At 70.2% G+C, this 21,550-nt stretch carries 19 protein-coding genes; 16 read left to right on the forward strand and 3 right to left on the reverse strand.

Annotation, left to right across the window (positions count from 1 at the left end):
- Positions 1–97: 97 nt before the first annotated feature.
- On the reverse strand, positions 98–1,420 hold the full coding sequence (locus ACZ3TS_RS15395; protein WP_467617880.1) for an MFS transporter: 1,323 nt from the start codon (positions 1,418–1,420) through the stop codon (positions 98–100).
- An 84-nt stretch (positions 1,421–1,504) separates the two neighbouring features.
- On the opposite strand from ACZ3TS_RS15395, the gene ACZ3TS_RS15400 reads away from it, so the two are divergent.
- The 4 genes from ACZ3TS_RS15400 (at position 1,505) to ACZ3TS_RS15415 (ending at position 5,758) form a co-directional block, all read left to right on the forward strand.
- Positions 1,505–2,479 (forward strand): LysR family transcriptional regulator, encoded by a 975-nt coding sequence (locus ACZ3TS_RS15400; RefSeq protein WP_467617883.1) that lies wholly within the window; start codon positions 1,505–1,507, stop codon positions 2,477–2,479.
- 61 nt (positions 2,480–2,540) lie between these two features.
- Positions 2,541–2,888 carry a substrate-binding domain-containing protein gene (locus ACZ3TS_RS15405; protein WP_467618027.1) on the forward strand — a complete coding sequence of 116 codons (348 nt, stop codon included), beginning with the start codon at positions 2,541–2,543 and terminating at the stop codon, positions 2,886–2,888.
- Positions 2,889–3,106: 218 nt separating this feature from the next.
- Positions 3,107–4,489 carry a nitrate/nitrite transporter gene (locus tag ACZ3TS_RS15410; protein WP_467617885.1) on the forward strand — a complete coding sequence of 461 codons (1,383 nt, stop codon included), beginning with the start codon at positions 3,107–3,109 and terminating at the stop codon, positions 4,487–4,489.
- Positions 4,490–4,606: 117 nt separating this feature from the next.
- A complete protein-coding gene (locus ACZ3TS_RS15415; RefSeq protein ID WP_467617887.1) occupies positions 4,607–5,758 on the forward strand; it encodes a uroporphyrinogen-III synthase in 1,152 nt (383 codons plus the stop codon).
- Here ACZ3TS_RS15415 and ACZ3TS_RS15420 read toward each other — a convergent pair.
- Positions 5,707–6,273 (reverse strand): anthrone oxygenase family protein, encoded by a 567-nt coding sequence (locus tag ACZ3TS_RS15420; RefSeq protein WP_467617889.1) that lies wholly within the window; start codon positions 6,271–6,273, stop codon positions 5,707–5,709. The genes ACZ3TS_RS15415 and ACZ3TS_RS15420 overlap by 52 nt on opposite strands.
- A gap of 256 nt (positions 6,274–6,529) precedes the next feature.
- Between ACZ3TS_RS15420 and ACZ3TS_RS15425 the strand changes: the two genes are divergently transcribed.
- The 6 genes from ACZ3TS_RS15425 to ACZ3TS_RS15450 all read left to right on the forward strand — a co-directional run bounded on the left by ACZ3TS_RS15425 (position 6,530) and on the right by ACZ3TS_RS15450 (position 13,816).
- Positions 6,530–7,117: a CGNR zinc finger domain-containing protein gene (locus ACZ3TS_RS15425; protein WP_467617891.1), complete on the forward strand. Its 588-nt coding sequence runs from the start codon at positions 6,530–6,532 to the stop codon at positions 7,115–7,117.
- Positions 7,118–7,516: 399 nt separating this feature from the next.
- Positions 7,517–8,062 (forward strand): sigma-70 family RNA polymerase sigma factor, encoded by a 546-nt coding sequence (locus ACZ3TS_RS15430; protein ID WP_467617894.1) that lies wholly within the window; start codon positions 7,517–7,519, stop codon positions 8,060–8,062.
- Positions 8,059–8,880 (forward strand): anti-sigma factor family protein, encoded by an 822-nt coding sequence (locus ACZ3TS_RS15435; protein ID WP_467617896.1) that lies wholly within the window; start codon positions 8,059–8,061, stop codon positions 8,878–8,880. The genes ACZ3TS_RS15430 and ACZ3TS_RS15435 overlap by 4 nt, the downstream gene beginning before the upstream one ends.
- Positions 8,881–9,029: 149 nt before the next feature.
- Positions 9,030–11,339, forward strand: a complete 2,310-nt coding sequence (locus tag ACZ3TS_RS15440) for a HelD family protein (RefSeq protein ID WP_467617898.1) — start codon at positions 9,030–9,032, stop codon at positions 11,337–11,339.
- Positions 11,340–11,723: 384 nt separating this feature from the next.
- Positions 11,724–13,142 (forward strand): NAD-dependent malic enzyme, encoded by a 1,419-nt coding sequence (locus ACZ3TS_RS15445; RefSeq protein WP_467617901.1) that lies wholly within the window; start codon positions 11,724–11,726, stop codon positions 13,140–13,142.
- Between the two features lie 392 nt (positions 13,143–13,534).
- A complete protein-coding gene (locus tag ACZ3TS_RS15450) occupies positions 13,535–13,816 on the forward strand; it encodes an HU family DNA-binding protein (RefSeq protein ID WP_007498188.1) in 282 nt (93 codons plus the stop codon).
- Positions 13,817–14,039: 223 nt separating this feature from the next.
- Here ACZ3TS_RS15450 and murA read toward each other — a convergent pair whose 3' ends face one another.
- A complete protein-coding gene (gene murA, locus ACZ3TS_RS15455) occupies positions 14,040–15,380 on the reverse strand; it encodes a UDP-N-acetylglucosamine 1-carboxyvinyltransferase (RefSeq protein ID WP_467617902.1) in 1,341 nt (446 codons plus the stop codon).
- 300 nt (positions 15,381–15,680) lie between these two features.
- Here murA and ACZ3TS_RS15460 point away from each other — a divergent pair, with 300 nt between their 5' ends.
- The 6 genes from ACZ3TS_RS15460 (at position 15,681) to ACZ3TS_RS15485 (ending at position 21,515) form a co-directional block, all read left to right on the forward strand.
- Positions 15,681–16,250 (forward strand): YqgE/AlgH family protein, encoded by a 570-nt coding sequence (locus tag ACZ3TS_RS15460; RefSeq protein ID WP_467617904.1) that lies wholly within the window; start codon positions 15,681–15,683, stop codon positions 16,248–16,250.
- Positions 16,251–16,279: 29 nt separating this feature from the next.
- A complete protein-coding gene (locus ACZ3TS_RS15465; protein ID WP_467617906.1) occupies positions 16,280–16,558 on the forward strand; it encodes a DUF3039 domain-containing protein in 279 nt (92 codons plus the stop codon).
- A 234-nt stretch (positions 16,559–16,792) separates the two neighbouring features.
- Complete coding sequence (locus tag ACZ3TS_RS15470) at positions 16,793–18,100, forward strand: extracellular solute-binding protein (RefSeq protein ID WP_467617908.1); 1,308 nt, start codon at positions 16,793–16,795, stop codon at positions 18,098–18,100.
- A gap of 73 nt (positions 18,101–18,173) precedes the next feature.
- Positions 18,174–19,049 carry a carbohydrate ABC transporter permease gene (locus ACZ3TS_RS15475; protein WP_467618030.1) on the forward strand — a complete coding sequence of 292 codons (876 nt, stop codon included), beginning with the start codon at positions 18,174–18,176 and terminating at the stop codon, positions 19,047–19,049.
- Positions 19,046–19,891, forward strand: a complete 846-nt coding sequence (locus ACZ3TS_RS15480) for a carbohydrate ABC transporter permease (protein ID WP_467617910.1) — start codon at positions 19,046–19,048, stop codon at positions 19,889–19,891. Before ACZ3TS_RS15475 ends, ACZ3TS_RS15480 begins: the two co-directional genes overlap by 4 nt.
- Positions 19,892–19,895: 4 nt before the next feature.
- The gene (locus ACZ3TS_RS15485; protein ID WP_467617912.1) at positions 19,896–21,515 is read left to right on the forward strand and encodes a beta-N-acetylhexosaminidase; all 1,620 of its coding nucleotides are present in this window, start codon (positions 19,896–19,898) and stop codon (positions 21,513–21,515) included.
- Positions 21,516–21,550 lie beyond the last annotated feature (35 nt).

Below are 21,550 nucleotides of genomic sequence, written 5' to 3' on the forward strand. Positions count from 1 at the left end.
CGCAGCGCTCATCGAATCGTTTCGATGCGTGACGTCGAAGCGCTTCGACGGTGGAAGGTATGTGGGGGCTGTGGGCGCGTCAATGGGTGCGCACGAATCAGCGGAGATTCGTGCCGCTCGCCGATCGGGTTCGTCGCGTGCGACGGGCGTGGACGGCGTGGCCGGTCGCGATCAGCAGGGCCAGGGCCGCGGCGGCCGTCGGCGCGGTGAAGCCGGCGGTCGGTGAAAGGTGTTCCGCCGCCCAGCCGCCGGTGGCGGAGCCGCAGGCGATGCCGCCCATCAGGCCGGTGACGGCGAGGGTCATGCCCTCGTTCAACCGGCCCTCCGGGGTGCGCCGCTGGACCAGGGTCATCGCGGTGATCATCGTGGGGGCCGTCGCCATGCCCGCGAGGAGCAGGGCGAGGGCGAGGGCGGTGAGGGATCCGGCGGTGCGTGCCGCGAGCAGGGGCAGGGTCATCAGGGCCGTCATGGCCGCCAGGCACCAGGGGTAGCGGCGTTCGGCGGGTCCGGCCGGCTTCAGCGCGCCGTACAGCAGCCCCGCGAGGCACGACCCGGCCGCCTGCAGTGCGAGGACGACACCCGCGGCCGACCTGTGACCCTGTGCGTCCGTGAAAGCGATGGTGACGACCTCCATCGAGCCGAAGACCGCGCCGGTGGCCAGGAGGCTGATGAGGAGTGGGGGCATACCGGGGGCGCGGAGCGGCGGGGCCGTCGTCGTCCGCCGGCTCGGTGGTGGTTCCGTCGCGCGCTGGGCCGTGAACAGAAGCATGCCCGCCAGCAGCAGGATCCCCCCGGTCAGCGCGCCGGCCTCCGGGAACAGGGTCCCGCAGAGGAAGACGGCGAGGACCGGCCCGAGCATGAAACACAGCTCGTCCGCGGCCTGTTCGAAGGAGTTCGCGGTGTGCAGGGACTCCGGGTCGCTCCGGTGGAGGTGGGCCCAGCGGGCGCGGGACATGCCGCCGATGTTGGGGGTCGTGGCCGTGGTGGCGTAGGCGGCGAAGAGGGTCCAGTCGGGGGCGTCGTAGTGCACGCACAGCAGCAGGGCCAGGCCGCCGAGCAGGGCGAACGCCGTCGCCGGCAGCGCGACCCGGGCCTGGCCGTGGCGGTCGATGAGGCGCGCGATCCAGGGTGCGACGACGGCCGATGCGATCAGGCCGGTGGCGGTGACGGCGCCGGCGAGCGCGTACGACCCCCGGGAGCCGGCGATCATGATCACCGCGCTGACGCTGAACATGCCCACCGGAAGGCGGGCGATGAGGTTCCCGATCGTGAAGCCGAGCGTGCCGGGAAGGGTGAAGAGACGGCGATACGGGTTCCGGGAGGGGGCAGTCGCCCGGCGGCGCGGGGTGAAGTCGGCGGCGACCAGGGTGTCCTGGGTGACGGTGAGCACGGGCGCTCTACGGGAGGACGGTTGCGGCATGGACCAACCGTCGCCCGCGCCCCGACCCGCGGTCCAACACTTACTCCATGGCGATTGACGCACACGGGTTGTAAGTTCGGGCGAATGCCCCCCGCCACTGTCGACACCCGCCTGCTGCGCGCCTTCCTGGCCGTCGCCGAGGAATTGCACTTCACCCGCGCCGCGGCCCGGCTGTACGTGGCCCAGCAGGCGCTCAGCCGCGACATCCGCCGGCTGGAACGGGAGTTGGGCGCGGAGCTGTTCGTCCGTACCACCCGGCAGGTGGCCCTGACTCCGGACGGCGCGCTCCTGCTGCCGTACGCCCGCCAGGTCCTGGAGGCACAGAGCGCGCTGCTCGCCGCGTTCGGACGGGGCGGCGAGCCCGAGGGGCCGCTGCTGGTGGACGTCAACAGCCCGGGCCTGTTCGGCACTCGCGTCCTCGACCGCGCCCGCGAACTCGTCCCGGACGTCGAGCTGATGGCCCGCTACGAAAGCGGTCTGACCGGGGCCGCGGCGGAGATCCTCGCGGGGCGTCTGGACGCGTCGTTCGGCCGGTTCGCCGGGCTCGACCCGGCGGTGCGGGCGCGGCTGGGCCAGCAGCCGGTGCGGTACGAGCGGATGGCGATCGTCCTGCCCGAGAACCACCGCCTGGCGTCCCGGCTCGAGGTGCCGCTGTCCGAACTGTCCGGCGAGACGGTGTACGCGGGCGCCGGAAACCCCCGGACACCGGAGTGGACCGACCTCGCGTGCCGCCTCTTCGAGGACCGGGACATAGAGGTGGCCCCACCCGCACCGCTCGCGGTCGGAGCGGAGGAGTTCCAGCGGATCATGGCGAAGACGGGACACCCGGTCCTCGCCGTGGTGGACTTCCCCGCCATGCCGCGCACCGTCCTGCGGCCGTTGGTCGACCCGGTGCCTCTGTCACCCGTGTCGCTGGTGTGGCGGAAGGGGTCGGCGCACCCCGGGATTGATGCGCTTCGCCGGGCGGCGGTCGAACTGGGGGAGAGCGCAGGGTGGTTGACCCCGCCGGACGACGGATGGCTCCCGGCCGCGGACGCACTCGTCATGGGGGAGCGGTGAGCACGACGCCAGGCCGAGCCAGGGCTGTCCGGTCAGCAAGGGGGTCGGAAGGCTGCTGAGTCTGCGGGAGCCGCCCACCGCGGTCTTGGCCGAGCACGACGAGCTGGCCGTCTTCATCACGACCTTGCGCAGGGCGCAGATCCAGGTGCCCGAGCGGATGTCCGTCATCGGCTTCGACGACCACCAGACGGCCGAGTGGGCGAACCTGTCCACGGTCGCCCAGGCACCGTCGGACATGGGCCGTATCGCAGGCGAACTGGCCCTGGAACTCATCAACGACTCCGATGCGGACCACAGGCGGCACATCATCCTGCCCACCCATCTGATCCCCCGGGCCACCACGGCGCCGGTACCCGCGCCCCTGGACGGGCCGGAGGCTTCCGGCGGGCTGTCGCCTACGGCGAGCTGAGTCCTGTCGTCACACTCCCCTCGGGGCCTGCGGCGTCACGTCTCCTCGGCCGGCCCGTCCACCCCGGCGGCCCTTTCCCTCACCGCGCCCCCGCGCGCTGCGTGAGAGCAAAGTTCCCTTCCGGTCATTCGCAGCCACAGGGCGGAAACGCGTCCTTTCTACCTTCGGGAGTCATCACCGCGTACGACACCTGGGCACCGGAGCACCGTGGAGGCGTCATGACAGCCCCGAGCACAGCCCCCGCACCGAGCAGGGGAAGCCGCTGGATCGAGCACTGGGATCCGGAGGACGAGACGTTCTGGAACGAGACCGGGGAGAAGGTCGCCCGGCGCAACCTCGTCTTCTCCGTCCTCTCCGAGCACATCGGGTTCTCGATCTGGACCCTGTGGTCCGTGCTCGTCCTGTTCATGGGCCCCGAGTACGGGCTGACCCCCGCCGACAAGTTCATGCTCACGTCGATGGTCACGCTCGTGGGGGCCGTCGTCCGCGTGCCCTACACCTTCGCGGTCGCCGTCTTCGGCGGCCGGAACTGGACGATCATCTCGGCCAGTCTCCTGCTGATCCCGACGATCGCCGCCTTCACCGTCATGGAGCCGGGCACCTCCTTCTCCACCTTCCTGTGGATCGGCCTGCTGGCCGGCATCGGCGGCGGCAACTTCGCCTCCTCCATGACCAACATCAACGCCTTCTTCCCGCTGCGGAAGAAGGGCTGGGCCCTCGGGCTCAACGCCGGCGGCGGCAACATCGGCGTGCCGGTCATCCAGCTCGTCGCGCTCGCGATCATCGGTGCGAGCGGCGGGCCCCGGGTGCTGCTCGGGATCTACATCCCGCTCATCGTCGTCGCCGCCGTCCTCGCCGCCCTCTTCATGGACAACATCGCCTCCGTGAAGAACGACACGGGCGCCGCCAAGGACGCCGCGAAGGACGCCCACACCTGGATCATGTCCTTCCTGTACGTCGGCACCTTCGGGTCCTTCATCGGCTACAGCTTCGCCTTCGGGCAGGTGCTGCAGAACCAGTTCGGGCGTACGCCGCTGCAGGCCGCGTACCTCACCTTCATCGGCCCGCTCCTCGGCTCCCTCATCCGTCCCATCGGCGGCCGGCTCGCCGACCGGTACGGCGGCGCGAAGATCACCCTGTGGAACTTCGTCGCCATGGCCGCCGCGACCGCGGTCCTGGTACTGGCCAGCATGGAGAAGTCGCTGCCGCTGTTCGTGGCCGTCTTCGTGGTGCTGTTCGTGCTCAGCGGGCTCGGCAACGGGTCGACGTACAAGATGATCCCGGGCATCTTCCAGACCAAGGCCGTCGCCAGGGGGCTCACCGGGGACGAGGCCGCTTCCTACGGGCGTCGGCTCTCCGGTGCTTCCATGGGACTCATCGGGGCCGTGGGCGCCCTCGGCGGCGTCGGCATCAACCTCGCCTTCCGGCAGTCGTTCCTCTCCTACGGCTCCGGCACGGGCGCGTTCGTCGTCTTCCTCGCCTTCTACGGCGTCGCCTTCGTGGTCACCTGGGCCGTATACCTTCGCCGCCCGGCCGCCGAAACTCAGGCCAAAGCCGCCGCCTCGGAGGCGAAGCCCCAGCTCAGCTACGCCGAGGTGTGACGTAACACCAGCGACATCAAGCCGAACCGAGCCTGTCATGCGCCGTTGACAGGCTCGATCGGCATGTAGGTCCGACGCGTACGCCCGGTATGCCGACTGAAGTGCGGGACGAGAGCCATGTACGACAATCAGCAGCGACCAGAACACGGCCCGCTCGCGGGGTTCACCGTGGGCGTGACGGCCGCGCGGCGGGCCGACGAGCTGGGCGCCCTGCTCCAGCGGCGCGGCGCGGCCGTGCTGCACGCCCCTGCCCTGCGCATCGTGCCGCTCGCCGACGACGGCGAACTGCTCGCCGCCACCAAGGAGCTGATCGACCAGGCGCCGGACGTCGTGGTCGCCACCACCGCGATCGGCTTCCGCGGCTGGGTCGAGGCCGCCGACGGCTGGGGGTTCGGCGAGGACCTGCTCGCCCGGCTGCGCGGGGTGGAACTGCTCGCGCGCGGGCCCAAGGTGAAGGGCGCCATACGGGCCGCCGGGCTGACCGAGGAGTGGTCGCCCACCTCCGAGTCCATGGCCGAGGTCCTCGACCGGCTCCTGGACGAAGGCGTCGACGGCCGCCGTATCGCGGTTCAGTTGCACGGCGAGCCGCTGCCCGGCTTCGTGGAGGCGCTGCGGGAAGGGGGCGCCGAGGTCGTCGGGGTGCCCGTGTACCGGTGGATGCCGCCGGAGGACATCGCGCCCGTCGACCGGCTTCTGGACGCGACCATCACCCGCGGCCTGGACGCGCTCACCTTCACCAGCGCGCCCGCCGCCGCGTCCCTGCTCTCCCGCGCCGAGCAGCGCGGGCTGCTGCCCGAGCTGCTCGCCGCACTCCACCACGACGTGCTGCCCGCCTGCGTCGGACCGGTTACCGCGCTGCCGCTCCAGGCCCGCGGCCTCGACACGATCCAGCCCGAACGCTTCCGGCTCGGTCCGCTCGTCCAGCTGCTGTGCCAGGAACTGCCCGGCCGGGCCCGTACGCTGCCCATCGCGGGCCACCGGGTGGAGATCCGCGGGCACGCGGTGATGGTGGACGGGACGCTGCGGCCCGTCCCGCCTGCCGGCATGTCCCTGCTGCGCGCCCTGTGCCGGCGGCCGGGCTGGGTGGTCGCCCGGGCCGAGCTGCTGCGGGCGCTGCCGGGTGCCGGGCGCGACGAGCACGCCGTGGAGACGGCGATGGCCCGGCTGCGTACGGCCCTGGGAGCGCCGAGGTTGATCCAGACGGTGGTCAAGCGCGGCTACCGGCTCGCGCTCGACCCGGTGGCGGAGTCCAAGTACGCCGATGTCTGAGCCGTCCTGCCGCGCAGGAGCAGCGCGCGGCAGAGGCAGGCCAGGGCAAGGGTGGACAGCAGGGCCCGTACGACGTTCCAGGTGACCCAGGCGCGCTCGAAGTGGTCGCGCACGGCGGCCGGATCGGCGATCCGGGCCGGGGTGCCGGCCGCGGCGAGCTCGTCGTTGAGCGGGATGTTCGCGACGACCGTGACAAGGAAGGCGAGCGCGCAGGCGGCGAGGCCGGCGTGGATCCACCGCCGGTACGGCGCCGTCCGCGACTGCCGGGCGGAGACGGCCGCGAGCAGGGGTGAGCCGAGGAAGACCAGGAGAAACACCGGGTTGTGGATGACGTCGTTGATGTTCCCCATGACCTCGATGTAGACGCGGTCGTCGCTGCGGGCGAGGGCGGGCATCACGGCGCAGGCGAAGACGTAGAAGGTGCCGGCGATCAGGCCCGTGGCGACGGTCGCCGCGCCGAGGACGCCGTCGGCGGTGCGGCGGCCGGGGTCCTGCCGACGTGTGTCGGATGTCATGGCCGGGAGTCAACCGGGCCCGGGGCGCCGGGGACATCATCGAGACGCGCATCCGCATAAGGGGGCGTCCACGGTGGAGGCGGGACGTACGGGGCCTTCCCGGGGCGGGTGCGGGCGGGCACTGTAGTGGGTACGAACGGGGGTACGAACTCCGGTACTCCGGTACGGCACCCAGGCACTCTTACGCGGACACGTCCCCTCGGCGGACCCCACCGGCCGCCGCTCACGGCGGCAACTCCAAGGCGGTGACAGGCACATGGCATCCGGCACGGCCACGGCCCCGTACGAGCTGCGGTTCGACTCCGGGCGGATCTGCCTGGACCTGCTGGCGACGACGCACCCCGAGGAACGGCTCGACTCGGTGGCGCGGCTGCGGGCGTGGATCATCGGGGCCGGGCTGGTGCCGGCGGGCACGCCGCTGGCGGGGGCGGATGCGAGGTGGCTGTCGGGCTTTCGCGAACTGCGTGGTCAGGTCGGGCAGTTGGTGCGGGGGGAGCTGGACGGACGCCCGGCCGACGGGGCGTTGGCGTGGGTCAACGCGGTGGCGCGAGGGGCGCCGCCCGCGCCGTGTGCCGTGCGTACGGAGGAGGGCGTGCTGGTGCGGCGGCTGCGCGCGCTGCCGGGGTGCGAGGAACTGCTGGCCGCGGTGGCCCGTGAGGCGATCGAGCTGCTGACGGACCCGGGAGCGCGGGCGAGCCTGCGGCAGTGCGCGGGCGACAACTGCCCCATCGTCTACCTGGACACGTCCCGGGGCCGTCGTCGCCGCTGGTGCTCGAGCGAGGTGTGCGGCAACCGGGAACGGGTCGCCCGCCACCGCCGCCGGGCCGCTCTGGCTCGCGCGTAGCCCTGCCGGGGGCTGAGCCGGGTCCCGTGGGTGCGGCCGAGCATCGACGGCCTTCTCCCGCTGTGAGGTCAGGACTCGGTTCTCGACAATTTCTCCATCGAAGTCGAGCCAAATTTTCACACGATGATCAAGCCCGGCCTGGGAGTGAAGTCTCCGGCCGATGTGACCTGTGTCTCCCGGCGGGGGCGGTCGTATGTCCCCTTGGGGGGAAATGGGTGCCCAGTAGGGTGGCTTTCCACACCTCGTCCCAGAAATTTGTGCTGTCACTTTGAACACCACGGCCCCGCTCTGCGTACCCGGATGTGAGCGACCGACTGGGGGAACCCCCGGACACCGGAGGTAGGCGTGCGCAAGGATTCCGCCGTGGCTGATGAACGAAGGCCAAGGGCCCGACATCGCATGACCTCGTCCTCGGCGTCCTCGGCGTCCTCGTCGACCGAGCCCGACGAGGAGCTGATGCGTGCTCTGTATCGGGAACACGCGGGACCCCTGCTCGCCTATGTGCTGCGCCTGGTCGCCGGCGACCGGCAGCGCGCCGAGGACGTCGTGCAGGAAACGCTCATCCGTGCCTGGAAGAATGCCGGTCAGCTCAATCGAGCGACCGGTTCGGTACGCCCCTGGCTGGTGACGGTCGCCCGGCGCATCGTCATAGACGGCCACCGCAGCCGGCAGGCCCGGCCGCAGGAGGTGGACCCGTCGCCGCTGGAGGTCATACCCGCGGAGGACGAGATCGACAAGGCGTTGTGGCTGATGACACTGTCGGACGCGCTGGACGACCTGACCCCGGCTCACAGGGAAGTCTTGGTCGAAACGTACTTCAAAGGGCGTACGGTCAACGAGGCGGCCGAAACGCTCGGCATCCCCAGTGGGACGGTGCGCTCCAGGGTGTTCTACGCCCTGCGGTCCATGAAGCTGGCACTGGAGGAGCGGGGGGTGACGGCATGAGCAATGTGTACGGGGGATTCGGCACGGGCGGCCCGGGAGCCGTGAGAGGTCCACAAGGTCCCCAGGGCCAGGGCGACATCCATGAGACCGTCGGCGCCTACGCCCTCGGGATCCTGGACGACGCCGAGGCGACGGCCTTCGAAGCACACCTCGCCACCTGCGACTGGTGCGCCCAGCAGCTGGACGACCTCGCGGGCATGGAGCCGATGCTGGCCGCGCTCGCGGACCTGCCCGGCAGCCAGGGCACCCCGGCCATCGGCGAATCCCTGTCCGCGAAACCCAGCCCACGGCTGGTCGAGCGGCTGGTCGACGAGGTCTCCGAGCGGCGCGCCCAGAAGCGCCGGCGCGGCTTCTACCTCGTGGCGGCCGCGGCGGCGCTGATCATCGGCGGTCCGCTCACCGTGATGGCGGTGAACGGCGGCAGCGACAGCGGTGCCACCGACCCGATGGCCATGGGCCCCGCCCAGGAGGCCTTCCAGGTCATCACCGACAAGGTCTCGGCGACCGACCCGAACACCAAGGTCAACGCCGTGGTCGCGATGGAGACCAGGGCCTGGGGCACGCACGCCGTTCTCCAGCTGAAGAACGTCAAGGGCCCGCTCAAGTGCTCCCTGATCGCCGTCGGCAAGAACGGCGAGCGCGAGACGGTCACCTCGTGGTCCGTCCCCAAGTGGGGCTACGGCATCGCGAACGCCAAGACGGAGCAGGCGAAGTACCCGCTCTACGTGCACGGCGGGGCCGCCTTCACGCCGAACCAGATCGACCACTTCGAGGTCATGACGTTCGACGGAAAGCGGCTGGTGGAGGTGAACGCGTAGGCGTTCGCGCATCCGCCTGAGCACCTCCCGCGGCGTACGCAGTACGACGCCGCGGGCCGACGCGTGCAGGGGTCCGGAGCAGGCCGTAGCCTCTTCGGGCCCCGTTCGCGTACGGTAGACGGCTGCCCAGCACGTCAGAAGGGGGCCCGGTGGCCGCTCAGGTTCAACAGGAAACCGCGCTCGTCACGGTCGGCAAGTCCGCGCACGATTCGCTCCGCGACCGGGAGATCAGCGTCGAACAGGAACACCTGGACCGGGTGTACCGGCGCCTCGAGGAGAAGATCCACGAGGCGGAATTCCTGATGAACGACGCCGCCAAGCGGGGCCACGTCGGCACGCCCGGGGCCCTCGCCGAGCGGGACGCGCAGGTCTTCCAGGCAGGCGTCCACCTCAACCGGCTCAACAACGAGTTCGAGGACTTCCTCTTCGGCCGCATCGACCTGCTGCTCGGCAAGGACGGCAAGAAGGGTCCGGACGGGGCCTACACGGCGGTCGAGCCCGCCGATGGCGCGGTGCGCCCCGACAACACGGCCGACATCGCCGAGACCCTGCACATCGGCCGCATCGGCGTACTCGACGAGGAGTACGCGCCGCTGGTCATCGACTGGAGGGCGCCCGCCGCGGCCCCCTTCTACCGCTCCACGCCGGTCGACCCCGGACGGGTCGTCCGGCGCCGGGTCATCCGCTCCAAGGGCCGCAAGGTGCTCGGCGTCGAGGACGACCTGATGCGCCCCGAGCTGAAGGCGAGCCTCGACGGCCACGAGCTGCCCGTGATCGGCGACGGCGCCCTGATGGCGGCCCTCGGCCAGGCCCGCACGCACACCATGCGGGACATCGTGGCCTCGATCCAGGCCGAGCAGGACATGGTCATCCGCGCCCCCGCCGCCTCCGTGACGTACGTCGAGGGCGGCCCCGGCACCGGCAAGACGGCCGTCGCCCTGCACCGGGCCGCCTACCTCCTCTACCAGGACCGGCGCAGATACGCGGGCGGCATCCTGATCGTCTCGCCCACCCCCCTGCTGGTCGCGTACACCGAGGGTGTGCTGCCCTCGCTCGGCGAGGAGGGCCAGGTCGCCATCCGGGCCATCGGCTCGCTCGTCGACGGCGCCGAGGCCACGCTGTACGACTCTCCGTCCGTGGCCCGCGCCAAGGGCTCGTACCGCATGCTCAAGGTGCTGCGGAAGGCCGCGCGCGGGGCGCTGGAAACGAACGGTGCGCCGACCCTGCTGCGGGTCGTGGCCTTCGGCCGCCGCCTCGAACTGGAGGCCGGTGAACTGCAGCGCATCCGGCAGGGCGCCCTGAGCGGCACCGCTCCGGTGAACCTGCTGCGCCCGCGCGCCCGGAAGCTTCTGCTGGACGCCCTGTGGGCCCGCTCCGGCGCAGCGACCCGGTACACCGACCCCGAGCTGGCCGCCGAGCTGCGCTCCTCCTTCGACGAGGACATCGCCTCCGAGGACTCCTTCATCACGTTCCTGGACGCCTGGTGGCCCGAGCTGGCCCCGCGGGCCGTGCTGGACGCGATGGCCGACGAGAGGCAGCTGGGCCGCTGGGCGCGGCGCATCCTCAACCCCGGCGAGGTGCGCAGGGTCGCCCGCTCCCTGAGGCGGGACGGGCTGTCCGTGCACGATGTGGCGATGCTCGACGAACTGCAGGCCATCCTCGGTCTGCCGGCCCGCCCGAAGAAGAAGCGCGAGCTGGACCCGCTCGACCAGCTGACCGGGCTCGAGGAGCTGATGCCCGTACGCGAGGAGACACAGCGCGAGCGCGCCGAGCGGCTCGCCCAGGAGCGGACCGAGTACGCGCACGTCATCGTCGACGAGGCGCAGGACCTCACGCCGATGCAGTGGCGGATGGTCGGACGCCGCGGCCGGCACGCGACCTGGACGGTGGTCGGCGACCCGGCCCAGTCGTCCTGGTCCGACCCGGACGAGGCGGCCGGGGCGCGCGACGAGGCCCTGGGCACCCGTCCGCGCCGCCGCTTCACCCTCACGGTGAACTACCGCAACCCGGCGGAGATCGCCGAACTGGCCTCGAAGGTGCTCGCGCTCGCGATGCCCGGCTCCGAGGCCCCCTCGGCCGTCCGCTCCACGGGCGTCGAGCCGCGCTTCGCGGTCGTGCGGGAGTCGACGGCGCAGACGGTGCGCGACGAGGCCGCCCGGCTGCTCGGCCTCGTCGACGGCACGGTCGGCGTCGTCGTCGCGATGAACCGGCGCCAGGAGGCGACCCGCTGGCTCGACGGGCTCGGCGACCGGGTGGTGGCGCTCGGCAGCCTGGAGGCCAAGGGCCTGGAGTACGACGCGACGGTCGTCGTCTCGCCCGCGGAGATCGCCGACGAGAGCCCCGCAGGTCTACGGGTGCTGTACGTGGCGCTGACCCGGGCGACGCAGCAGCTGACGGTGGTCTCGGGCGAGCGGGACGAGCCGGACCCGGACGGGGTGCCGGACCTGCTGCGTGACTGACCCGTACGGAAGATGAACTCTCGCTACGGGAATGGCCTTATGGGATCTGTTTGTTAGCCTGGATGTCGGCACCGGCCCGATCCAAGCCCCCGGGCCCAACCTTCGTCGCTTCGAGCGACCACTTGCCGCGAGGCGAGCATGGCGGGTCGGTGTCGCTGAACGTTCGGGAGGTCCGCGTCACGACGGTGACGCGGATCTCTTTCGTTGGTGAGGTGGATCTCCCCCGCCGCGCGGCTTCTCTCGTATCGTGGAATCGGCTTTCCGAAAGTACCCGAAAGTGACGAACAAAACGTTCGCAATCCGGGGCGGCTACCACGTACTCCACGGTAGGTGCGACGATCGGACGGCATATCCGCGACACGGTGAAAGCAGAGGAAGTCGGCCATGGCAACGGCGCCCAGCGTCTCCTACTCGATGACGGTCCGGCTGGAGGTGCCCGCGAGCGGAACCGCGGTCTCCCAGCTCACCACGGCCGTGGAGTCCTCCGGAGGCTCGGTGACCGGCCTCGACGTCACCGCTTCCGGCCACGAGAAGCTCCGCATCGACGTCACCATCGCCGCGACCTCGACCTCCCACGCTCAGGAGATCGTGGAGAAACTGCGCGGCATCGAGGGCGTGACCCTGGGCAAGGTCTCGGACCGTACGTTCCTCATGCACCTCGGTGGCAAGATCGAGATGGCGTCGAAGCACCCCATCCGCAACCGTGACGACCTCTCCATGGTCTACACGCCGGGTGTGGCCCGTGTGTGCATGGCGATCGCCGAGAACCCCGAGGACGCCCGCCGCCTGACCATCAAGCGCAACTCCGTTGCGGTCGTGACGGACGGATCGGCCGTACTGGGCCTCGGCAACATCGGCCCGAAGGCCGCGCTGCCGGTCATGGAGGGCAAGGCCGCCCTCTTCAAGCGGTTCGCCGGCATCGACGCCTGGCCGATCTGCCTGGACACCCAGGACACCGACGCGATCGTCCAGATCGTCAAGGCGATCGCCCCCGGGTTCGCCGGCATCAACCTCGAGGACATCTCAGCGCCCCGCTGCTTCGAGATCGAGGCCCGCCTGCGCGAGGCCCTCGACATCCCCGTCTTCCACGACGACCAGCACGGCACCGCGATCGTCGTCCTCGCCGCCCTCACCAACGCACTTCGCGTGGTGGGCAAGGGAATTGAGAATGTGCGCGTCGTGATGTCGGGCGCCGGCGCGGCCGGTACGGCCATCCTCAAACTGCTGCTCGCGGCGGGCGTGAAGAACGCCGTCGTCGCCGACATCCACGGTGTCGTGCACACCGGCCGCGAGGACCTGGTGGCCGCCGCCCCGGACTCGCCGCTGCGCTGGATCGCCGACAACACCAACCCCGAGGGGCTCACGGGCTCGCTCAAGGAGGCCGTGCGCGGTGCCGACGTCTTCATCGGCGTCTCCGCCCCGAACGTGCTCGACGGCGTCGACGTGGCCGCCATGGCCGAGGGCGCGATCGTGTTCGCTCTCGCGAACCCGGACCCCGAGGTCGACCCAGCAATCGCCCGTCAGACAGCGGCGGTTGTGGCCACTGGCCGCTCCGACTTCCCGAACCAGATCAACAACGTCCTGGTCTTCCCGGGCGTCTTCCGCGGTCTGCTGGACGCGCAGTCCCGCACGGTCAACACGGACATGATGCTGGCCGCCGCGACCGCGCTCGCGGACGTGGTCACCGAGGACGAGCTGAACCCGAACTACATCATCCCGAGCGTGTTCAACGACAAGGTCGCGGGCGCGGTCGCGGGGGCGGTGCGGGACGCCGCGAAGGCGGTGACGCCGTCGGGCGAGTAGGCCCGGCACCGCGGTGGCTGTGACCATCGCCACGGCGGCCATGGATCCGGCGCGTCGTGGAACCCGGGGAGCCCGGTCGCCCTCTATGGTGGCGGCCAGGCTCAGGCCACGGGACCTGCGATCCGTTGCCGGGAGTGGACCGAGCGTCACCACAGTGAGGCAGTGGCGCTTTCGTGTGACTCCCACGGGTGTTCTCACGACTCCTATGGGTGCCGGATTGGCTTTCCCGCCGCAGGTGGGGGCAGGATGCGTCTTCGGGCGCGAGGGTCTGACGACGGACCCGGGTCCGGGGACCCACCGAGGACCCTGGCAGCATCGGCTTCGCTGTGCCCAAACATGCGGCTCCGCCGCGTGGCACGCCTCAACGGCAAGAAGAACACGGGAGTAACAACATGAACCGCAGTGAGCTGGTGGCCGCGCTGGCCGACCGCGCCGAGGTGACCCGCAAGGACGCCGACGCCGTGCTGGCCGCGTTCGCCGAGACGGTCGGCGAGGTCGTCGCCAAGGGCGACGAGAAGGTCACCATCCCCGGCTTCCTGACCTTCGAGCGCACCCACCGTGCCGCTCGCACCGCGCGCAACCCGCAGACCGGCGACCCCATCCAGATCCCGGCCGGCTACAGCGTGAAGGTCTCCGCGGGCTCCAAGCTCAAGGAAGCCGCCAAGGGCAAGTGACCTTGCCGTTCGCACGCCACGGGACGGCGTGCGAGGCCGTACCGTACCGGCATGGTGAGGCGCAATGGGGCCGCACCGGCATGGGACGGCGCGATGAGCCCGTACCGGCATGGGACGGCGTGACGAGGCCCGCAGACGCCCTCGGGACGGCGTACGGGCCCAGTAAGGCCAAAGGGGCGGTCACCCGGTTCGGGTGACCGCCCCTCGCGCCGTATCGGTGCCGTCAGCCGAGTGTCTTGCCCGGCAGTTCGACCTTCGCGCCCAGTTCCACGAGCTTGTCCATGAAGTTCTCGTAGCCGCGGTTGATGAGTTCGATGCCGTGGACCCGGGACGTGCCCTGGGCCGCCAGGGCCGCGATCAGGTAGGAGAAGCCGCCGCGCAGGTCGGGGATGACCAGGTCGGCGCCCTGGAGTTTGGTCGGGCCCGAAACCACCGCGGAGTGGAGGAAGTTGCGCTGCCCGAAGCGGCAGTCGGAGCTGCCGAGGCACTCGCGGTACAGCTGGATGTGCGCGCCCATCTGGTTGAGCGCGGAGGTGAAGCCGAGGCGGGACTCGTAGACGGTCTCGTGGATGATCGACAGGCCCGTGGCCTGCGTAAGGGCGACCACCAGCGGCTGCTGCCAGTCCGTCTGGAAGCCCGGGTGCACGTCCGTCTCCAGCGCGATGGACTTGAGCTGGCCGCCCGGGTGCCAGAAGCGGATGCCCTCGTCCTCGATCTCGAAGGCGCCGCCCACCTTCCGGTAGGTGTTCAGGAACGTCATCATCGAGCGCTGCTGCGCGCCGCGGACGTAGATGTTGCCCTCGGTCGCCAGCGCCGCCGACGCCCAGGACGCGGCCTCCAGCCGGTCAGGCAGGGCACAGTGGGTGTAACCGCCGAGCTTGTCCACACCGGTGATGCGGATGGTGCGGTCGGTGTCCATCGCGATGATCGCGCCCATCTTCTGCAGCACGCAGATGAGGTCCTCGATCTCGGGCTCCACGGCCGCGTTGGACAGTTCGGTGACACCCTCGGCGAGCACGGCTGTCAGCAGCACCTGCTCGGTCGCTCCGACGGACGGGTACGGCAGCCGGATCTTCGTGCCGCGCAGCCCCTTGGGCGCCTCCAGGTACTGGCCGTCCGCGCGCTTCTCGATGACCGCGCCGAACTGCCGCAGCACGTCGAAGTGGAAGTCGATGGGCCGGCCGCCGATGTCGCAGCCCCCGAGGCCCGGGATGAACGCGTGGCCCAGGCGGTGCAGCAGGGGGCCGCAGAAGAGGATCGGGATGCGCGACGAGCCGGCGTGGGCATCGATGTCGGCGACGTTCGCACTCTCGACGTACGTCGGGTCGAGGACCAGCTCGCCCGGCTCCTCGCCCGGCCGGACCGTCACACCGTGCAGCTGCAGCAACCCCCGTACGACACGTACGTCGCGGATGTCGGGAACATTGCGCAGCCTGCTCGGCGCACTGCCCAGCAGGGCGGCGACCATGGCCTTCGGTACGAGGTTCTTCGCACCGCGGACACGGATTTCGCCCTCCAGCGGGGTGCCGCCGTGGACAAGGAGGACATCGTCGTTGACGGTCATGAATCTCGCGTTCCGTGGAGTTGGGCAGGGGCCGAAGACGTAAGCGTAATGGCCGCCCACCCCCCTTGAGTAAGCCCAAGGACCCCCCAGCTACGTCATAGCTTTGCCACAACACGAACCGTGCGTCACCGGACGCGCGCGGTTACCCTTCGCCGTGTGTGCCCGCGCCCCACCCCTGCCCCGTCCCGTCACACCCCCGAACCAGGCCTTACCAGGCCGCCTGCCCGATTCATGGCCGCATTCACTCGCGTACCCGTATTGCCTCCCCATCCGGAGGCAAGATGCGGGATCATGTCTGGCATGACCGAGGTGTCCTCGCTCACAGGGCGGCTGCTCGTGGCCACGCCCGCCCTGGCGGACCCGAACTTCGACCGCGCTGTGGTGCTCCTTCTCGACCACGACGAGGAGGGCTCGCTCGGTGTGGTCCTCAACCGCCCCACCCCCGTGGACGTGGGCGACATCCTGGAGGGCTGGGCGGACCTCGCGGGCGAGCCCGGAGTCGTCTTCCAGGGCGGGCCGGTCTCGCTGGACTCGGCGCTCGGTGTCGCGGTGATCCCCGGCGGCTCCGCGGAGCGTGCCCCGCTCGGCTGGCGCCGGGTGCACGGGGCGATCGGCCTGGTCGACCTGGAAGCCCCGCCCGAGCTGCTCGCCAAGGCGCTCGGGTCGCTGCGCATCTTCGCCGGGTACGCGGGCTGGGGGCCGGGCCAGCTGGAGGACGAGCTGGTGGAAGGGGCGTGGTACGTCGTCGAGTCGGAGCCCGGCGACGTGTCGTCCCCGATGCCGGAGCGACTCTGGCGGGAGGTGCTGCGACGTCAGCGCAGCGAGCTGGCGATGGTGGCCACCTACCCGGACGACCCTACGCTCAACTGATGCGTGCGGGCTTCAGTACCCTTGGCCGTATGAGCACTCTTGAGCCCGAGCGCGGTACTGGTACGGGGACCCTCGTTGAGCCGACGCCGCAGGTGTCGCACGGCGACGGTGACCACGAGCGCTTCGCCCACTATGTCCAGAAGGACAAGATTATGGCGAGCGCCCTCGACGGCACGCCCGTCGTGGCGCTGTGCGGCAAGGTGTGGGTACCGGGCCGGGACCCGAAGAAGTACCCCGTCTGCCCCATGTGCAAGGAGATCTACGAATCCATGGGCAGCGGCGACGAGGGCAAGGGTGGCGACAAGTAGCCGACTGGCTCACCCACGACACACGGCTGGGCCCCCGGGGCCGCGTTTTCATGCGCCCCGGGGGCCTTTGTGTCGTTTTGCGGCGCGGCCCCCGTTGCACGGAGTGTGTCTGCTGGTCACAGAGTGGTTGAGACCTCTTGTGGGCGTGTTCATGCAGTCCCTAGCCTCCCGAGTGTTGTGCAGAGCGAAACCGTCATTGCATATGCTGCAACGCCGCCTTCGGAGGAACGCTCCATGAAGCCGTCCGCCCGAGTCACCACATCGCTGACCGCCCTGGTCCTGGCCGCCCTCACCGCCACCGCCTGCGCCCCCCAGACCTCCTCCAACTCCTCCTCCGGGAAGGACGACAAGAGCGGCACCCTGCGCGTGTGGCTCTTCCAGGAGGTCGGCAACAAGCCGAAGGAGCAGGTCGTCGACTCGGTCGTCGCCGCCTTCGAGAAGGCCCACAAGGGCACGAAGGTCGACGTCGAGTACATCCCGGTCGACACCCGCGCCCAGCGCGTCAAGGCCGCCTTCAACGACCCGAAGTCCGCCCCCGACCTCATGGAGTACGGCAACACCGACACCGCCGGATACGTCCACGACGGCGGACTCCTCGACGTCAGCAAGGACTTCACCGACTGGAGCGAGGCCAAGGACACCGACCCCACCGCCAGGCAGTCGGTCACCGTGGACGGCAAGGTCTTCGGCGCGCCCTTCTACGTCGGCGTCCGCGCCCTGTACTACCGCACCGACATCTTCAAGGATCTTGGCATCCAAGTCCCGAAGACCATGGAAGAGTTGGCCGTCACCGCACGCAAGATCCACGCCGCCAGGCCCGACCTGTACGGACTCGTGGTCGGGGGCGCCTACACGTACGGCGCGATGCCGTTCGTCTGGGCCAACGGCGGCGAACTCGCGGCCGGCAAGGGCGGCTCGTACACCTCGGCCATCGACGGCGCCGCCGCTCAGAAGGGCATCAAGGCGTACACCTCGCTGTTCGGCGACGGCAACTGTCCGGCCGCCAAGTGTGCGGGCATGGGCGGCAACGACACTATCACCGCGTTCGCGGCCGGCAAGGCGGGCATGGCGATCGGCGGCGACTTCAGCCACACCGCCGTCGAGGCCGGGAAGGTCAAGGGCAAGTACGGGGTCGTACCGCTGCCGGGTGTGAAGTCCGGCTCGATCGCCCCGGCGTTCGCGGGCGGCAACAACATCGGCGTCCTGAAGAGCACCACGCACCGCACCCTCGCCGTCGATCTGATGGAGCAGCTCGCCTCGAAGAAGGCACAGGGCGAACTCTTCGACGCGATGGGGTTCCTGCCGACCTTCACGGACGTGCGGGACCGGGCAGCTGCGAAGCAGCCGTTCGTGAAGCCCTTCGTACAGACGTTGTCCGCCGGCACCAAGTTCGTGCCGACCTCGCCCGCCTGGTCTCAGATCGACTCCTCGCTGGTCCTGCCGACCATGTTCCAGGAGGTCATCAGCGGCCGTAAGAGCGTGGCGGCCGCCTCAAGGGACGCGGCGAAGAAGATGAACGACGCGTTCGGCTCCGCGGGCTGAGCCGGTGATGGCTCAGGACACGCTCGTGGAGCGGCCCGCCCGCTCCACGACCGCCGTACGCACACGCCATGCGATGCGTGGCGGCAGGACCCCCTGGCTCTACCTGGCCCCCGCCCTCGTCGTGCTCGGCGGGCTGCTCGTCTACCCCGTCTACCAGCTCGGCCTGATCTCGGTCCTGCAGTACACCCAGGCCCAGGTCAGCGGCGGCGAACCGACCAGCTTCCAGGGGTTCGGGAACTACGCGACCCTTTTCGGCGACGACCAGTTCTGGTCGGTGCTGCTGGCCACGGTCGTGTTCGCGGCCGCCTGCGTCGTCTCGACCCTGGCGGTCGGCTGCGCGCTCGCCGTGCTGCTCACCCGGGTCCGCGCGCTGCCGCGCCTCGCCCTGATGCTGGCCGCCCTGGGTGCCTGGGCGACCCCGGCCGTCACCGGCTCGACCGTCTGGCTGTTCCTCTTCGACCCCGACTTCGGGCCCGTGAACCGCGTGCTGGGCCTCGGCGACCACTCGTGGACGTATGGGCGCTACAGCGCCTTCTCCCTCGTCCTCCTCGAGGTCGTCTGGTGCTCGTTCCCGTTCGTCATGGTGACGGTGTACGCGGGCATACGCGCCGTCCCGGCCGAGGTGCTCGAGGCCGCCGCGCTCGACGGCGCCTCGCAGTGGCGGATCTGGCGCTCGGTGCTCGCACCGATGCTCCGGCCGATCCTGACGGTGGTCACCATCCAGTCGGTCATCTGGGACTTCAAGGTCTTCACCCAGATCTACGTCATGACGAACGGCGGCGGCATCGCCGGACAGAACCTGGTGCTGAACGTGTACGCGTACCAGAAGGCGTTCGCGTCCTCCCAGTACAGCCTCGGCTCGGCGATCGGCGTGGTGATGCTGCTGATCCTGCTGGCCGTCACCCTCGTGTATCTGCGGCTGCTGCGCAGGCAGGGGGAGGAGCTGTGAACCTCGTACGCGGTCTGGTACGGCGTCCCCGGCGGCTGGCGGCCGAGGCGTCGGCGCTGCTTCTCGCGGCGGTGGTCGCCTTCCCGCTGTACTGGATGGTGCTGAGCGCCGTGAAACCGGCCGGGGAGATCGAGTCGACCCGGCCGCGGCCGTGGACGACGTCCCCGACCCTTGATTCCTTCCGCCGCGTCTTCGGGCAGCAGGAATTCGGCCGTTACTTCCTCAACAGCCTTCTCGTGGCGGGCTGTGTGGTCCTCGTGTCGGCGCTCATCGCGTTTCTCGCGGCGACCGCCGTGACGCGATTCCGCTTCCGTTTCCGGACAACCTTGTTGATCATGTTTCTGATCGCCCAGATGGTGCCCGTGGAAGCCCTGACGATCCCCCTCTTCTTCCTCATGCGGGACCTCGGACAGCTCAACACCCTGGGTTCGCTCATCCTGCCTCACATCGCCTTCTCGCTGCCCTTCGCGATCTGGATGCTGCGGGGTTTTGTGAAGGCCGTTCCCGAGGCGCTGGAGGAGGCCGCGTACCTCGACGGGGCGAGCCGTGCGCGATTCCTGTGGCAGATCCTTTTCCCGCTCGTGCTGCCCGGCCTGGTGGCGACGAGCGTGTTCTCCTTCATCTCGGCCTGGAACGACTTCCTGTTCGCCAAGTCGTTCATCATCAGCGACACATCGCAGTCCACGCTGCCGATGGCACTCCTCGTCTTCTACAAGCCCGACGAGCCGGACTGGGGCGGCGTGATGGCGGCGTCGACGGTGATGACGATTCCGGTACTCGTCTTTTTCGTACTCGTACAGCGACGGCTGGTCTCCGGGCTGGGCGGAGCGGTGAAGGACTGACGTGATGGAACTGATTCCGGCGCCGCGCGCCGTCGAGGGCCCCCTGCACGGCGCTGTCATGCTCGACAAGGACACCGCCCTGTGGGCCGCACCCGGTACGGACACCACCGAACGCTGGCTGCGCTCCACACTCGGCGCGGCTCTCGGCCTGCCGTTGCCGCCCGGCCCCGAGGACAGCCGCAATTCCGTACGGCTGTACCTGAACGACACACTGGAGCCCGAGGAGTACAAACTCAGCGTCATTGTCGACCGGGGCATCGAGATCCGGGGCGGCAGCGCGGCCGGAGTGTTCTGGGGTGCCCAGACGCTGCGTCAACTGCTCGGACCCGACGCCTTCCGCCGTGCCCCCGTGCGCCCGGGCGTCAACCACGGAATTCCGCAGCAGATCATCGAGGACGCGCCCCGTTTCCGCTGGCGCGGTCTCATGCTCGACGTCGCCCGGCACTTCATGCCCAAGGACGGCGTGCTGCGCTACCTGGACCTGATGGCCGCCCACAAACTCAACGTCTTCCACTTCCATCTCACCGACGACCAGGGCTGGCGTCTTCAGATCGAGCGGTATCCGAGGCTCACCGAGGTCGGATCCTGGCGGGCGCGCAGCAGATTCGGCCACCGGGCTTCGCCGCTGTGGGAGGAGAAGCCCCACGGCGGCTTCTACACGCCGGACGACATCCGCGAGATCGTGGCGTACGCGGCGGAGCGGCATATCACCGTCGTCCCCGAGATCGACGTCCCCGGGCACAGCCAGGCGGCCATCGCCGCGTATCCCCGACTCGGCAACTCCGACGTCATCGACACGACCTCCCTCACGGTCTGGGACGACTGGGGCATCTCCAAGAACGTACTCGCCCCCACTGACAACACCCTGCGGTTCTACGAGGGTGTGTTCGAGGAAGTCCTGGAACTGTTCCCCTCGACCTTCATCCATATCGGCGGCGACGAGTGCGCCAAGGACCAGTGGCGGAAGTCCCCGACCGCCCAGGCCCGCATCGGAGAACTCGGAGTCGCCGACGAGGACGGACTGCAGTCGTGGTTCGTCCGGCACTTCGACAGCTGGCTCACCGCGCGCGGCCGCAGGCTCATCGGCTGGGACGAGATCCTGGAGGGTGGCCTTGCGGAGGGTGCCGCGGTGTCCTCCTGGCGCGGGTACGCGGGCGGCATCACCGCCGCGCGGGCCGGGCACGAGGTCGTGATGTGCCCGGAGCAGCAGGTGTACCTGGACCACCGTCAGGACGGCGGCGAGGACGAGCCGGTGCCCATCGGGTACGTGCGCACCCTCGAGGACGTCTACCGGTTCGAGCCCGTTCCGCCGCAGCTCACCGAGGAGGAGGCACGGCGCGTTCTCGGCACCCAGGCCAACGTGTGGACCGAGGTGATGGAGGATCAGCCGCGCGTGGACTACCAGACGTTCCCCCGGCTCGCGGCCTTCGCCGAGGTCGCCTGGAGCACCCTGCCCACCCCGGCGGAACGGGACTTCGCCGGCTTCGAGCGGCGGATGACGGCCCACTACCGCCGGCTCGACGCCCTGGGAGTGGCCTACCGGCCGCCCACGGGACCGTGGCCGTGGCAGCGGCGACCCGGTGTGCTCGGACGCCCGATCGAGGGTGCGCCCCCGAACGTGTGAGGCGGCTCGCGAGGGGCAGCCGAGGCGCCGGACTC

The sequence above is a fragment of the Streptomyces sp. NPDC022910 genome (assembly GCF_055561075.1).

Bases quoted from the DNA above. Each gene is read 5' to 3' on its own strand.
- murA (WP_467617902.1), bottom strand. From the start codon at position 15,380: ATGACCGTCAACGACGATGTCCTCCTTGTCCACGGCGGCACCCCGCTG.
- ACZ3TS_RS15430 (WP_467617894.1), top strand. From the start codon at position 7,517: ATGACCTCGTCCTCGGCGTCCTCGGCGTCCTCGTCGACCGAGCCCGAC.
- ACZ3TS_RS15435 (WP_467617896.1), top strand. From the start codon at position 8,059: ATGAGCAATGTGTACGGGGGATTCGGCACGGGCGGCCCGGGAGCCGTG.
- ACZ3TS_RS15470 (WP_467617908.1), top strand. From the start codon at position 16,793: ATGAAGCCGTCCGCCCGAGTCACCACATCGCTGACCGCCCTGGTCCTG.
- ACZ3TS_RS15425 (WP_467617891.1), top strand. From the start codon at position 6,530: ATGGCATCCGGCACGGCCACGGCCCCGTACGAGCTGCGGTTCGACTCC.
- ACZ3TS_RS15415 (WP_467617887.1), top strand. From the start codon at position 4,607: ATGTACGACAATCAGCAGCGACCAGAACACGGCCCGCTCGCGGGGTTC.
- ACZ3TS_RS15400 (WP_467617883.1), top strand. From the start codon at position 1,505: ATGCCCCCCGCCACTGTCGACACCCGCCTGCTGCGCGCCTTCCTGGCC.
- ACZ3TS_RS15445 (WP_467617901.1), top strand. From the start codon at position 11,724: ATGGCAACGGCGCCCAGCGTCTCCTACTCGATGACGGTCCGGCTGGAG.
- ACZ3TS_RS15475 (WP_467618030.1), top strand. From the start codon at position 18,174: ATGCGTGGCGGCAGGACCCCCTGGCTCTACCTGGCCCCCGCCCTCGTC.
- ACZ3TS_RS15450 (WP_007498188.1), top strand. From the start codon at position 13,535: ATGAACCGCAGTGAGCTGGTGGCCGCGCTGGCCGACCGCGCCGAGGTG.
- ACZ3TS_RS15410 (WP_467617885.1), top strand. From the start codon at position 3,107: ATGACAGCCCCGAGCACAGCCCCCGCACCGAGCAGGGGAAGCCGCTGG.
- ACZ3TS_RS15460 (WP_467617904.1), top strand. From the start codon at position 15,681: ATGACCGAGGTGTCCTCGCTCACAGGGCGGCTGCTCGTGGCCACGCCC.
- ACZ3TS_RS15465 (WP_467617906.1), top strand. From the start codon at position 16,280: ATGAGCACTCTTGAGCCCGAGCGCGGTACTGGTACGGGGACCCTCGTT.
- ACZ3TS_RS15485 (WP_467617912.1), top strand. From the start codon at position 19,896: ATGGAACTGATTCCGGCGCCGCGCGCCGTCGAGGGCCCCCTGCACGGC.
- ACZ3TS_RS15420 (WP_467617889.1), bottom strand. From the start codon at position 6,273: ATGACATCCGACACACGTCGGCAGGACCCCGGCCGCCGCACCGCCGAC.
- ACZ3TS_RS15395 (WP_467617880.1), bottom strand. From the start codon at position 1,420: ATGCCGCAACCGTCCTCCCGTAGAGCGCCCGTGCTCACCGTCACCCAG.